Here is a 12,557-nt window from a genome sequence, read left to right as displayed (position 1 = left end):
TCGGTCACTAAAATAAATCCGGCATGCACGTAGTGAGTTGGTTATCCCTGCAATGTGGATATCGGGCCGGCAGGCTCAATAAAGAAGTCAGCATTGTTAACGCGATAATTCTTAACGGTTCCTCACCTTATGGAATCAACAAGCGAACGGAGGTAGCACGTGACCATTGCTCTGATCATTGGTACACACGGCTGGGCAGCAGAACAACTGCTTAAAACGGCAGAGATGCTTTTAGGCGAACAGGAAAACGTCAAATGGATTGATTTTGTACCGGGCGAAAATGCAGAAACGCTGATTGAAAAATATCAGGCAAAGCTGGCCGAACTGGATACCTCAAAGGGGGTGCTTTTTCTGGTAGATACCTGGGGCGGAAGTCCTTTTAATGCGGCAAGTCGGCTGGTCATGGATCACGACAGCTATGAGGTCGTGGCCGGGGTGAATATTCCCATGTTAGTGGAAACCCTGATGGCGCGGGATGACAATCCAACCTTCGATGAGCTGGTGGCGATTGCGGTTGAAACTGGCCGTGAAGGCGTCAAAGCGCTGAAAGCCCAACCTGAAGTCAAACCCGCGCCCGTTGCTGCCGCACCGACTCCACCTCCCACCCCTGCCGCTGTCAGACCCCTCTCGCCTGACGAACACATGATTATCTGCCTGGCCCGTATTGATGACCGCCTGATTCATGGCCAGGTCGCCACACGCTGGACCAAAGAGACCAATGTCAGCCGCATCATTGTCGTCAGTGATGAGGTGGCAAACGACAATGTGCGCAAGACACTTTTAACCCAGGTCGCGCCGCCGGGCGTGACCGCGCACGTGGTTGGCGTCGATAAAATGGTGCGCGTCTGGAATAACCCCAAATATGCCCGTGAGCGCGTCATGCTGCTGTTCACCAATCCCACCGATGTCTTGCGGGTTGTGGAACAGAGCGTCGATATCAAAAGCGTCAACATTGGCGGCATGGCCTTCCGGCAGGGCAAAACGCAGGTCAACAATGCCGTGTCCGTTGATGAGAAAGATATCGCCGCGTTCCAAAAGCTCAATGAGCGCAATATCGAGCTTGAGGTACGCAAGGTTTCAGGTGATCCCAAACTGAAAATGATGGATCTGATAGCCAAAGTAGGCGCTTAACGGGCCAGCACTCTTTTCTATCCTGTAGAGGACACGAAGTATGATGGAAATAACCACACTTCAAATTATTTTGATCTTTATTATCGCCTGTATTGCCGGTATGGGATCCATCCTGGATGAGTTCCAGTTTCACCGCCCTCTGGTGGCCTGTACCCTGATTGGGATCGTATTGGGGGACATGAAGACAGGCATCATCATCGGCGGAACGCTGGAGATGATTGCTCTGGGCTGGATGAACATTGGCGCGGCGGTCGCCCCTGATGCGGCGCTGGCGTCCATTATCTCCACCATTCTGGTCATTGCAGGCGGGCAAAGCGTCGGCGCCGGTATCGCGCTGGCTATTCCGCTCGCCGCCGCCGGCCAGGTGCTGACCATTATCGTGCGCACGTTGACCGTGGCATTCCAGCATGCGGCGGACAAAGCCGCAGAGAAAGGCAATCTTACGGCCATTTCGTGGATCCATGTCTCCGCCCTGCTGCTTCAGGCCATGCGCATCGCCATTCCGGCGTTGATCGTTGCGATTTCGGTTGGCACGGACGCGGTGCACTCTCTGCTCAGTTCGATTCCTGAAGTCGTGACGAACGGACTCAACATTGCGGGCGGCATGATTGTGGTGGTGGGTTACGCCATGGTCATCAATATGATGCGGGCCGGTTACCTGATGCCGTTCTTCTATCTCGGTTTCGTGACGGCGGCTTTCACCAGTTTCAACCTGGTTGCGCTGGGGGTGATTGGCGTGGTGATGTCCGTGCTTTATATCCAGCTCAGTCCGAAATATAACCGTACCGCCGGTGCGCCTGCGGCCTCGCCGTCAGCTAACGATCTTGACAACGAACTCGATTAAGGAACAGGTGACAACATGGTTGATATAACAAAAGTCGAAAAGAAACTGACGCCAGGCGATGTCCGTGCTGTTTTTGTACGCTCAAACCTGTTCCAGGGTTCCTGGAACTTCGAACGTATGCAGGCGCTGGGATTCTGTTTTTCTATGGTGCCGGTGATTCGCCGTCTCTATCCTGAAAACAACGATGACCGCAAGCAGGCGATAAAACGTCACCTTGAGTTCTTTAACACACATCCTTATGTTGCGGCCCCGGTCCTGGGCGTGACCATGGCGATGGAAGAGCAGCGCGCCAATGGTGCCGCAATTGATGATGGTGCAATAAACGGCATCAAAGTGGGCCTGATGGGGCCGCTGGCTGGCGTAGGTGACCCGATTTTCTGGGGAACGGTTCGTCCGGTGTTTGCCGCCCTGGGTGCGGGCATCGCAATGAGCGGCAGTTTGCTCGGTCCATTGCTGTTCTTCATCCTGTTTAACCTGGCCCGTCTGCTCACCCGTTATTACGGTGTGGCCTACGGTTACCGTAAAGGGATTGATATCGTCAGCGATATGGGCGGTGGCTTCCTGCAAAAACTGACCGAAGGTGCCTCTATCCTTGGGCTGTTTGTCATGGGCGCGCTGGTCAATAAGTGGACGCACGTCAATATTCCGCTGGTGGTGTCACGCATTACCGACCAGACCGGCAAGACCACAGTCACTACCGTCCAGTCGATTCTGGATCAGTTAATGCCCGGCATCGTCCCGCTCCTGTTGACCTTTGCCTGTATGTGGCTGCTGCGGCGTAAGGTCAATGCCCTGTGGATCATCGTTGGTTTCTTTGCTATCGGTATCTTCGGCTACTGGATCGGCCTGCTTGGGCTGTAATCCTGACGCAATCGGGAGCAAGGCTCCCGATTTTTTTGGCGGTAACATCCACTGAAGCTCGAAAGGAAGCCCCATGTCATTGACGGACATCATCATCGCTCTCTGCATCGCTGCTCTGCTGGTGTTTGCGATCTACGACGAGGCGATTCTGCCACGACGTAAAGGCCCGACGTTGTTACGTGTGCCGCTGCAGCGCCGTCATAAAGCCGACAGCCTGATTTTTATTGGTTTACTGGTCATCCTGCTCTGGAACAACGTCACGCATCAGGGACCCGTGCTGACCACCACACTCTTGATGATGCTGTGCTTTTTGTCCTTCTGGCTGTTCTGGCTCCGCCGCCCCACGCTGGTCATGAAACGGGAGGGATTGTTCTTCGCGGGTATCTGGATCGCCTATTCCCGTATCCAGAGCATGAATCTGTCTGAAGACGGCATTTTAGTCATCCAGCTTGAACAGCGGCGCTTACTGATCGCCGTGCAGCAGCTTGACGATCTTGAACGGATTTATCAAACCCTGGTCGAGGCACGTTAGTCGCGTTGCCACAGGGTTATCACAAAATCCGCTTCGCACTGAAACTGTGTGCTTTCGGCTAACGTCTGCCAGACGTCCGGCCGCGCGCGCCAGGCAAAGGGCGTCATCTGCAATAACGTGGTGGCGGCCTGTCCGGTAAGGGCCATCGGATAGGTTAACGCATGCCGGGCACGTTGCTGAAAGCCCTGATACACTTTCCCTTCCGGTGCGTGCAGCTGAACATCGCGATAGATCAGCGCTTTGAACTGCGCCAGATGGTGCGGGCCCGGCGTAACCGTTAACAGGTATCCACCGGGTTTGATGACGCGATTAAGCTCCGCTTCATTACAGGGCGCATAGATGCGAACCACTGCATCAAGGGAATGGTCCGCAAACGGCAGACGCTGACTGGAGGCGACACAGAACAGGACCTGCGGATAGCGCTTCGCCGCGAGCCGAATGGCCATTTTGGCCACGTCCAGGCCAAAGACCTTGCCCGCTGGCGCAAAGTTATCCGCCAGCGCACCGGTGTAGTACCCTTCCCCACAGCCTGTATCCAGGATCTGAGCGGCCGGTACCTGCAGATGCTGATTCAGCACGTCAACCACCTTGTCCCGCAGGGGCTGATAGTAACCGGCCTGCAGAAAGTCACGTCGCGCCTGCATCATCTCCGCGCTGTCGCCCGGCTCGCGGGAGCCTTTATGTTGAACGGGCAGCAAATTGACATAGCCCTCTTTCGCCTGATCGAACTGATGACGATTTTCGCAACACCAGCTGCGTTCGGTCAGGTTCAGGGAAGAGTGACAAAGTGGGCAAATCAAGGACATAAGGCGCTCCGGCATCTATCGACGCGCAGCAGTGTACTCGACAGGGAACCCGAGCGAAAGCGTAAAAAAAGCCTCGGCCAGAAGGCCAAGGCTTTAATATCTGAGACCGGGCGCAGGGCACCCGTCTGAGGCGAAATCAGATAGCAGTAACGTTAACAGCTGCCGGGCCTTTCTGGCCGTCCTGAATTTCGAACTCAACGTTTTGGCCTTCGGCCAGCGTTTTGAAGCCGTTGCCCTGAATAGCAGAGAAGTGTACGAACACGTCTTTGCTACCGTCAGCTGGAGTGATAAAACCGAAGCCTTTAGACTCGTTGAACCACTTAACCTGACCTTTAATCTTTGCCATTTTACTAATTCCTTAAAGTGTTTATTTGCCCGGAGGCTAACCTACAGATAAAACAGAGACATTACTGAATGAGGCACTGATTAAAGTTCGGCAAGGAAGCGGTATTCAACGTCAACGTCTTTACTCGTAACTTCTTTACTGAAGATGCCATACATAAACAGAACTGTACCTCGTTTAACCCACGAATTGTTATCACATATCCGCTAAATAATGGCAAGCCATTTTTAATATGTCGATCGTTAGTTTTTGCATAATTGCAGGGTAGCTCCCAGAGAATGTACTTTATGGTACAAAATGCTGCGAACCGAAACCCAGCGACCGTCATAACTTCACGATAAAATAAAGGCTTCCTGCATCCCGGATGGGATAACGTACTACTTTTCCTGCTTTTATCATGATGTATGACAATAAATAAATTACATTGCACTAATATGGCAATAATGCACCAAATAAAGGAATGGATAAGGGGAACGGTAAACCCGGACGGCTTCAGCTTGTACAGCTTTTATTATTTCGTACAAATATAAAAATTATTATTAGTAAAATCAAAAGTTGAGACTTCCCCTCCGCACTAATCATTTTCTTGACAGCTGACGTTTGAATTACCCCGAGCGCGTAAAAGAAATAAAAAGCGAATACGCCGGGGCCTTGCCGCTTCACAAACACAGGGCCCCGTATTTCGGATTAGGTCGGATTGAGATCGCTCAGACTGTGGCTCGCCCCAATTTTCCAGGGCGCAAAATTTTGCTGACCCTCGCCGCTCTGCGCGAGTGCTCGCTGGAGTTCAGCCGGGGGCGCATCCAGTGACTCATCCGCCAGTTCGAAAACGCCCCAGTGAATGGGAAGGGTCAGTGGCTGACCTATCGCGCGCCACAACGCCACCGCCTGCTGGGGATCCATGTGTTGTGCCCCCATAAACCAGCGCGGAGCATAAGCGCCTATCGGCAAAGCGGCCAGATTAAAAGGGCCATAATGCTGCGCAATCGCCAGAAGACTGTCGCTGTAGCCGCTGTCACCGGAAAACCAAAACCGCAGCGAAGCGGTCCTGATCACCCAACCGCACCACAGGGTTCGGTTGCGATTAGTAACGGTGCGCATGCTCCAGTGGCGCGCAGGGACCGCATCAAACTGTATTCCCGCAAACCCTTTCTGTTGCCACCAGTCAAGCTCATGCACCTGTTTCACCCCATGACGCTCACACCACTCTGCCAGCCCCAGCGGCACCAGAAAAACAGTGTCCGGAAAGCGGCGCACAATCTGTTTGATGGTGGGCTTATCCAGATGATCGTAATGATTATGGGATATCAGGACGTAATCCAGCCGCGGTAACTGGTCAATGGCCAGCGGAGACGGCGTTTTACGTTCAGGTCCGATAAACGGCAAAGGGGAAGCCCGCCGGGACAGCGCGGGATCAATCAGAATATAGTGTTGGTTTATGCGCATCAGCAGCGCCGCATGGCCCAGCCACCAGAGACGGTCATCCTCCCCGTTCAGATCGGCAGGTTGCCACCACTGCGTAATAAACTGGTCATAGCCCTGACGAGGCGGATGGGGTAATCCCTGGGCTTTGCGTTCACGTCGCCAGCGCTGCAGATCACCCTGCTGGCGGCTGTCGGGCTCAGGGTTACGAAACCCCTCAGCGGTGTGATGGTGTTTACTGCTGTCATACCAGGGATTTTTCCAGGCCATCCGGCCTCCATGCAGGGTTAACGTTCCGGGATTAAACGAATCAGTCCGTCGTTTTCCGACGGCGCTTCGGGGGACGGCTCATCTGCACCATTCTGCGCCTCAATCATCCGCCGCAGCAGTGCATTCTGTTTCTTTTGCTCTTCTAACAATGACGTCAATAACGCAACCTGTTCGTTCGCCCGGACGCTGGCGCGATTAACGTAAAACCACAGCATTAATGCCACAATCAGCGCCAGCAGAAAAACGCCGTAACAGATTACCGGTCCCGCATTCGCGGCTAACTCATTCATAACTGCCTCAAGATACCTGATGAAATCACAAAAAAGGAACGACCGTCTATTCTACTCCGCGCCGCCGCAAAAGATAATGGTGACGTCAGCGATATAGCGCTTTATGCGCTTTCAGTTATCTCTGATCGCATCCTGCCTGAAAGCGAGGCATGCTAATCCTGTACATCATGTTAAGCAGCAGTCACTGGAACGCTGCGTGGGTATCATAAGGAGATACAATGAAACTCTTCATTCGGGCGATTATCGTTATCGGCATCCTCTGGCTGGCTATGCTGTTCACAGGTTACGGCGTGCTGGCGGGCAGCAACAAGAATGCCGCGGGACTGGGGCTGAAATGTAACTATCTGACCGCCAGAGGGATGGTGACCGCGCAATATCTGCATACAGACAGCGGCGTGGTGGGCGTGACGGATTGCCCGCTGCTAAAGAAAAGTAGCGAAGTGGTCGACAACGGATAACGGAAGAGCGGGCCAACTGGCCCGCTTTTTTTTAACCCACGTCATTGCCGGTATAGCCCAGCTCTGACGAAAGACGTTGGCCCGCTTCACGTAACAGCGTCACATACTGTTGCTTGTTCGCGGCAGAAAAGCGCAGCGTGGGAAAGGAAAGGCTCAGTCCGGCGACGGCAACACCAAAGCGATCAAAAACGGGCACGGCGATGCAGCGCACGCCCACCTCCTGTTCTTCGTTATCCTCACCATAACCCTGTGCCCTGACCTGACCCAGTGCTTCGCGTAACGCGCCTGCGTCCGGTAAGGTGTTGGCGGTGTTAATAGTGAACGTCATACGCTCCAGAATGGCATTCACCTCCTCCCGACTGCGCCAGGCCAACAACACTTTTCCCAGTGCGGTGGAGTGCAGTGGATTGCGGTGACCAATTCGTGAGGCCATACGCAGGTTATACAGCGAGTCAATTTTATGCACATAGACCACGCTGTCATCATCCAGCGCGCCCAGATGGATTGTCTCTTTGGTCAGACGCGATAACTCGCGCATGTGTACATCGGCGCTACGGATAAGATCGCTATGCTGCAACGCGTTGGATCCCACCTCAAACAGTTTCAAGGTCAACGAATATTTTTCACTTTCCCCTTCCTGCGCGACATAACCCAATGCTTTCATAGTTTGCAGGAATCGGTAGACCGTACTTTTGGACATCATCAGCCGTTGTGCCAGCTCGGTAATACCGTGATCGCGCTCTTCGCTTAACGCCTGCAAAATCCCGAATACTTTTTGCACCGAAGAGACGGCATCCGGCTGTTTATCCTTTTCGTCAGCGGCCATTTGTCACCCTGAATACGTGTTTCAAAAAAACTGGAACAGAGTTGCAGTATAGAGTGACAGCGCCGATCCCGGCAATCTTCCGGGTTTGAAACATCTCTAAAATATATTTTTTCCGTGGGTACGATGCAATTTGGCGGCCAATTGATTAGCATGATGATATTCACACTCTTTAATATTAGCCTCTATGTCACTTTCCTCTTCTGACGGCGGACTCGCAGTACCCCAACGCTACTGGGCTATTCTGACGATCGCCATCGGCCTTATCATGGCGGTACTGGATGGATCGATTGCCAATGTCGCGCTGCCAACCATCTCACGTGAGCTACAGGCCAGTCCGGCCCAGTCAGTCTGGGTGATTAATGCTTATCAGATTGCCATTGTCGCCTCGCTACTGTCGTTGTCTTTTTTAGGCGATATCGTCGGCTACCGCCGCGTCTACCAGGCAGGGCTGGTGGTGTTTGCCATCACGTCGGTGTTTTGCGCACTTTCGCCCTCCCTTCCCCTGCTTACGCTGGGCCGGGTGCTTCAGGGTTTGGGAGGTGCGGCGATCATGAGCGTTAACACCGCCCTGATTCGTATCATTTATCCCCCACGTTATCTGGGCCGCGGCATCGCGATCAACGCCCTGCTGGTGGCGATCTCGACGGCGGCCGGCCCCACAGTTGCGGCAGCCATCCTCTCCTTTGCCAGCTGGCGCTGGTTGTTCCTGATCAACCTGCCACTGGGCGTTGTCACGCTCTGGCTGGCGTTACGTTATCTGCCGGATAACCCGCAACGGGCCAAAACACAGAAGTTTGATGTCACCAGTGCGGTAATGAATGCGCTTTTTTTCGGCCTGCTTATTTCGGCGCTGGGTGGCTTTGCCCAGGGACAATCGATCTGGCTTATCGCAGGAGAACTTATCACGCTGATTGTGGTGGGCTACGTTTTTATCCGACGCCAGCTGACGATGGCCGTGCCGTTGCTGCCGGTTGATTTGCTGCGCATCCCTATTTTTGCCCTGTCGATGTGCACCTCCGTCTGCTCTTTCTGCGCACAGATGCTGGCGATGGTATCACTGCCCTTCTACCTGCAAAGCGTGCTGGGGCGTACAGAGGTCGAAACCGGTTTATTGCTTACGCCGTGGCCGCTGGCCACCATGCTGCTCTCACCGGTCGCGGGACGTTTAATTGAACGAGTGCATGCGGGCTTACTCGGGGGATTAGGGCTGGCCCTGTTTGCCATCGGGCTTTTTCTGCTGGCTCACTTACCTGCGAAGCCAGACGACATGGACATTATCTGGCGCATGATGCTGTGCGGGGCGGGCTTTGGCCTGTTTCAGTCCCCGAATAACCACACCATTATTACCTCCGCTCCGCGTCAACGCAGCGGTGGTGCCAGCGGTATGCTGGGCACGGCACGGTTGCTGGGTCAGAGCAGCGGTGCCGCACTGGTAGCGCTGATGTTCAACTGGCTGGGCAATGACGGCACCCATGCGGCGCTGTTACTGGCGGCTGGATTCTCAACCGCAGCGGCCCTGCTCAGTCTGTCGCGCATAAAAACACCGCGCGTACAGTGATAAAAAAAGGCGACTTCTCAGTCGCCTTTTTGCCTGGTTACTTCAGGTATTCGCCGCTACGCAGCGCTTCAATACGTTTATCTAACGGGGGATGCGACATAAACAGCTCGCTGAATGACTTCCCTTTACCGTTGATACAAAACGCCATCATGCTGCTGGGCTCCTGCGGCTCGTAGCTGGTTTTCAGGCGCTGCAGTGCCGCAATCATCTTCTCACGGCCCACCAGTTTCGCTGAACCGGCATCCGCATGGAACTCACGGTGACGAGAGAACCACATGGTAATGATGCTGGCAAGGATACCAAACACCAGTTCCAGCACCATAGAAACGGCAAAGTATACCAGCGGATTACCGTTGCTGCTTTCTTCCCCATCGCGGTTACCAGACATGAATCCTGCCGCAATCTGCGCCAGAATACGCGAAACGAAAATCACGAAGGTGTTCACGACGCCCTGAATCAGGGTCATGGTGATCATATCGCCGTTGGCAATATGCGCGACTTCGTGCGCCAGCACCGCTTCAGCCTCGTCGCGGCTCATGTTTTGCAGCAGCCCGGTCGATACAGCCACCAGTGACGCATTACGGCGGGCACCGGTGGCAAAGGCGTTGATGTCAGGCGCGTGGTAAATCGCGACCTGCGGCATCGCAATACCGACCTGCCGGGCCTGCTGGCTAATGGTCTCTAACAACCAGCGCTCGGTTTCGTTGCGTGGTTGTTCAATCACTTCACCGCCGACCGAACGCAACGCCATCCACTTCGACATCAGCAGTGAGACAAACGCACCGCCGAAGCCAAACAGACCTGCCATAATCATCAGGCCCTGAACACTGCTTGACTGAATTCCTGTCAGGCTGAGAATCAGCCCGAATACCAACATCACTGCCAGGTTGGTCAGCAGGAAAAGAGCAATACGCATCATAACGGTTAATCATCCTCAGTAGTTCATGCGCTCATGCGCGGATACATATCCTATGAGCATTGTGCAGGTTTTCAAGCGACCTTAACGTTTAAGTGCCTAAAAAGACATAACTTTACAATATGACATAACCTTTACCGCAACCCTACTGAATGCGCGCAGTACAACCCATTAACGTGACGCATCCTTGCCAGACTTATCATAAAAAAAGCACCGCAGTGCGGTGCTTTTTATTAAACCAGAACGTATCAGTTGCTTTTCGCTGCGGACGCGTCGGGAAGCGTCTTTTCCAGCTGCGCCAGATCGTTGGCAATCTTGACGGTTTCATCCAGATAAGGATCGGGTTCTTTGTAATCCTTAGGCAGGTCATCCAGGCTCTTCAGCGGCTTTTTGCCTTCGGCCTGATAGCGCGCATTAATGCGTTCCAGACGCAGCGCATCGTCTTCGTGGTTCTCTTTCTCGCGTTGAGCAAGATTGAGCGACACGATATTGCGCTTGTCCTTCATGGCATTAAAGCGGGCAATGTCCTTCATGATGTACTGGAACTCACGATCTTTCGCAATACGTTCATCATGTTCTTTCGTCAACTGCGGCACCAGCGCTTTCACATCCCCGGTTTTCGCGTAGGTGGCAGCCGTGATGCTGTCCCACGGTAAGGCGTTATCTTCAAACTTCTCGCCTGTCTCCGCCGCTTCAACGCCGGTAGGCATCAGCAGATCGGGAGTGACGCCTTTACGCTGTGTACTGCCACCGTTAATACGGTAGAACTTCTGAATCGTGTACTGAACCGATCCCAACGCAGGCCATTCCGGACGCAGCATCTGATCGTAAATGCGGTTCAGCGAGCGATACTGCTGAACGGTGCCTTTACCAAAGGTCGGCTCGCCAACAATCAGCGCACGCCCATAGTCCTGCATTGCCGCCGCAAAGATTTCAGAGGCAGACGCACTGAAGCGGTCAACCAGCACCACCAGCGGCCCTTTATAGTACACAATGCCGTCGTTATCGCTGTCCTGACGGATGCGACCATTATTGTCGCGCACCTGCACCACGGGGCCACTTGGGATAAACAGGCCAGACAGTGAGACCGCCTCGGTCAGTGCGCCACCGCCGTTGGTCCGCAGATCAATCACGATGCTGTCGACATTCTGCTTTTGCAGTTTCTGCAACTGCACTTTGACATCATCGGTCAGGCCCACGTAGAAGCCCGGAATATCCAGTACGCCGACTTTCTGTTTGCCCACATTGTGAATACTCATCTTAACGGCGCGATCTTCCAGACGGATTTTCTCACGCGTCAGTGTCACAATGCGGGTTTTAGTACCTTTACCGGCAGGCAGGATTTCAAGGCGAACCTTACTGCCTTTCGGTCCTTTAATTTTGGCGACGACATCATCCAGACGCCAGCCAATCACATCTTCCATTGGCTTGCCTGGCTCACCGACGCCGACAATACGATCGCCAACGGTGATGGCTTTACTTTTCGCCGCCGGGCCACCCGCGACCATAGAATTGATCACGGTATAATCGTCATCCATCTGCAGTACGGCGCCAATCCCTTCGAGCGACAGGCTCATTTCAGTATTGAACTGCTCGGTATTGCGCGGCGACAGATAGTTGGTGTGCGGATCGATTTCGTGGGCAAATGCATTCATTGCCAGCTGGAACACATCTTCGCTGTTGCTCTGTGCCAGGCGACGGATGGCGAAGTTATAGCGTTTGGTCAGCACGTCACGAATTTCTTTTTCGTCTTTACCGGCCAGCTTCAGGCTCAACTCATCGTATTTCACCTTGGCATCCCACAGCGCATTTAATTCGTTCTGGTCTTTTGGCCAGGGCGCTTTGGAACGGTCAATATCGATGGTGTCATTACCGGTAAAGTTCATCGGGCGAGCCAGGACCGTGAGCGCGTACTGATAGCGTTCGAAGCGGCGTTTCTGGGCCAGATTATAAAGATCGTAAAAAATATCCAGCTTACCGCTACGCAGTTCGTCACCCAGCTGTGTTTTCTTGCTGGCAAACTGTGCTACATCCGACGCCAGCAGCACGTTGTGGCTGTAGTCGAGCATGTTGAGGTAGCGGTCAAAAATTTTGGCGGAAAACGCCCCGTCCAGATCGAACTGACGATAGTGAGAACGCGTGAACCGTGAGGTGACGCGCTCGCTGACGGTAGGATCCTGGGGATCTTCATGCAACTGAGGAATTTGATCGGCACGAGTGATGTTCTCGGCGGCAAAGGAAGGGCCTGACAACAGCAGGCCCGCGATCAATCCAACTTTTAACAAGGTGTTCATGCCGGG

General features: G+C 53.7%; 13 protein-coding genes and 1 pseudogene. 6 read left to right on the top strand and 8 right to left on the bottom strand.

All coding sequences use genetic code 11. The features are described from left to right. The first annotated feature begins 159 nt into the window (after positions 1–159). From manX to RAC60_RS00605, 4 genes are all read left to right on the top strand, one after another. A complete protein-coding gene (gene manX, locus RAC60_RS00620) occupies positions 160–1,131 on the top strand; it encodes a PTS mannose transporter subunit IIAB (protein WP_375092440.1) in 972 nt (323 codons plus the stop codon). Between the two features lie 43 nt (positions 1,132–1,174). After that, positions 1,175–1,975, top strand: coding sequence for a PTS mannose/fructose/sorbose transporter subunit IIC (locus tag RAC60_RS00615; RefSeq protein ID WP_375092665.1), 801 nt, complete (start codon positions 1,175–1,177; stop codon positions 1,973–1,975). A gap of 15 nt (positions 1,976–1,990) precedes the next feature. Then, positions 1,991–2,836 (top strand): PTS mannose transporter subunit IID, encoded by an 846-nt coding sequence (locus tag RAC60_RS00610; RefSeq protein ID WP_006119465.1) that lies wholly within the window; start codon positions 1,991–1,993, stop codon positions 2,834–2,836. 73 nt (positions 2,837–2,909) lie between these two features. After that, a complete protein-coding gene (locus RAC60_RS00605; protein WP_033741922.1) occupies positions 2,910–3,368 on the top strand; it encodes a DUF986 family protein in 459 nt (152 codons plus the stop codon). On the opposite strand, the gene rlmA is transcribed toward RAC60_RS00605, so the two are convergent. The 5 genes and pseudogenes from rlmA to RAC60_RS00580 form a co-directional block, all read right to left on the bottom strand. Further along, complete coding sequence (rlmA, locus tag RAC60_RS00600) at positions 3,365–4,174, bottom strand: 23S rRNA (guanine(745)-N(1))-methyltransferase (protein ID WP_033741923.1); 810 nt, start codon at positions 4,172–4,174, stop codon at positions 3,365–3,367. The genes RAC60_RS00605 and rlmA overlap by 4 nt on opposite strands. A gap of 136 nt (positions 4,175–4,310) precedes the next feature. Continuing rightward, on the bottom strand, positions 4,311–4,520 hold the full coding sequence (cspE, locus tag RAC60_RS00595) for a transcription antiterminator/RNA stability regulator CspE (RefSeq protein WP_001062678.1): 210 nt from the start codon (positions 4,518–4,520) through the stop codon (positions 4,311–4,313). Positions 4,521–4,556: 36 nt separating this feature from the next. Beyond that, positions 4,557–4,675, bottom strand: a pseudogene (locus RAC60_RS00590) (DUF2627 domain-containing protein). Positions 4,676–5,204: 529 nt separating this feature from the next. Further along, positions 5,205–6,209, bottom strand: a complete 1,005-nt coding sequence (locus tag RAC60_RS00585; RefSeq protein WP_375092439.1) for an MBL fold metallo-hydrolase — start codon at positions 6,207–6,209, stop codon at positions 5,205–5,207. A 17-nt stretch (positions 6,210–6,226) separates the two neighbouring features. Next, on the bottom strand, positions 6,227–6,499 hold the full coding sequence (locus RAC60_RS00580) for a YebO family protein (protein WP_185199370.1): 273 nt from the start codon (positions 6,497–6,499) through the stop codon (positions 6,227–6,229). Between the two features lie 218 nt (positions 6,500–6,717). On the opposite strand from RAC60_RS00580, the gene RAC60_RS00575 reads away from it, so the two are divergent. Beyond that, entirely contained in the window at positions 6,718–6,957 is a 240-nt protein-coding gene (locus RAC60_RS00575) for a YobH family protein (protein WP_033741931.1), read from the top strand. Positions 6,958–6,988: 31 nt separating this feature from the next. Here the strand turns inward: RAC60_RS00575 and kdgR are convergent, their stop codons facing one another. Then, positions 6,989–7,783, bottom strand: coding sequence for a DNA-binding transcriptional regulator KdgR (kdgR, locus tag RAC60_RS00570; RefSeq protein ID WP_058701802.1), 795 nt, complete (start codon positions 7,781–7,783; stop codon positions 6,989–6,991). Positions 7,784–7,967: 184 nt separating this feature from the next. Between kdgR and RAC60_RS00565 the strand changes: the two genes are divergently transcribed. After that, positions 7,968–9,341 (top strand): MFS transporter, encoded by a 1,374-nt coding sequence (locus tag RAC60_RS00565; RefSeq protein WP_375092438.1) that lies wholly within the window; start codon positions 7,968–7,970, stop codon positions 9,339–9,341. A 37-nt stretch (positions 9,342–9,378) separates the two neighbouring features. Here the strand turns inward: RAC60_RS00565 and htpX are convergent, their stop codons facing one another. Both htpX and prc read right to left on the bottom strand, forming a co-directional pair. Continuing rightward, a complete protein-coding gene (gene htpX / locus RAC60_RS00560; RefSeq protein WP_033741934.1) occupies positions 9,379–10,260 on the bottom strand; it encodes a protease HtpX in 882 nt (293 codons plus the stop codon). Between the two features lie 245 nt (positions 10,261–10,505). Then, positions 10,506–12,551, bottom strand: coding sequence for a carboxy terminal-processing peptidase (prc, locus tag RAC60_RS00555; RefSeq protein ID WP_033741935.1), 2,046 nt, complete (start codon positions 12,549–12,551; stop codon positions 10,506–10,508). Between the last annotated feature and the right edge of the window lie 6 nt (positions 12,552–12,557).

Origin of the sequence: Pantoea sp. BR_17 (assembly GCF_041955125.1) — a bacterium.
In the GTDB taxonomy this organism is placed as follows: domain Bacteria; phylum Pseudomonadota; class Gammaproteobacteria; order Enterobacterales; family Enterobacteriaceae; genus Pantoea; species Pantoea stewartii.
This window is presented reverse-complemented; position numbering and strand designations above follow the sequence as displayed.